We start from the raw sequence: 889 nt of genomic DNA on the forward strand, positions 1-889 counted from the left end.
GAAGAGATGGCTGCGCTGAAGCGCGAGCTGGCCCAGGTGAAGAAGGAGCGTGATTTCCTAAAGGAAGCGGCGGCGTACTTCGCCAGGCTGTCGAAGTGAAGTACGCCTGTATCAATCTGCGGCGCGATCATTATCCAGTGCGCATGATGTGCAGGCTGCTGGGCATTTCAGCCAGCGGATACTACGCTTGGCGCACACGTCCGGAGAGCACCCGTGCAGAACAGGACAGAGAATTGATGCCGAAGATCAGGCGGATCTTCGAGGTCAGCAAGGGTGTCTATGGCAGTCCTCGGGTGCATGCGGAACTGGTGGCTGAGGGCGTCACAGTCGGGCGCAACAAGATTGCCCGCCTGATGCGCCTTGAACGTTTGAGAGGCTGTCCCAAACGCCGTTTCCGGGTCACGACGCGCCGCGCCCCGACCCATCCGGTTGCAAAGAACCTATTGCAACGGAACTTCGAGGCTCCGGAATCGAACCGGCGATGGGCTGCTGATATGACCTATATCTCGACGCAGCAGGGCTGGCTCTACCTCGCGGTTGTGATGGATCTTTTCTCTCGCCGGATCGTGGGTTGGTCAATGAGCCAGCGGATGGGTCGACACCTGGTAATTAGCGCCTTGCGCATGGCCATTGAGGCGCGCCAACCGGGCGGACATCTCATTCATCACTCCGACCGAGGCGCCCAGTACACCAGTGACGACTTCCGAGAGGAACTCGCCCGGCAGGGTATCGAATGCAGCATGAGTGCGGCCGCGAATTGCTATGACAACGCCGTCGTCGAAAGCTTCTTCGGCGTGCTCAAACGCGAACGCGTGAACCGCATACGCTACCGCACCAGAGACGAAGCACGCGCCGATCTGTTCGAGTACGTTGAGGTGTTCTGTAAGCG

The 889-nt window shown here is 59.4% G+C and carries 1 protein-coding gene; it reads left to right on the top strand.

Annotated elements, in window-relative coordinates; all coding sequences use genetic code 11:
- Positions 1-95: 95 nt before the first annotated feature.
- Positions 96-889, top strand: a 794-nt coding sequence (locus H7847_RS26615; RefSeq protein ID WP_227272746.1) for an IS3 family transposase, incomplete at its 3' end; no start/stop codon positions are given.

It is taken from the genome of Roseobacter weihaiensis, from assembly GCF_020622345.1.
Classification (GTDB): Bacteria; Pseudomonadota; Alphaproteobacteria; order Rhodobacterales; family Rhodobacteraceae; genus Roseobacter; species Roseobacter weihaiensis.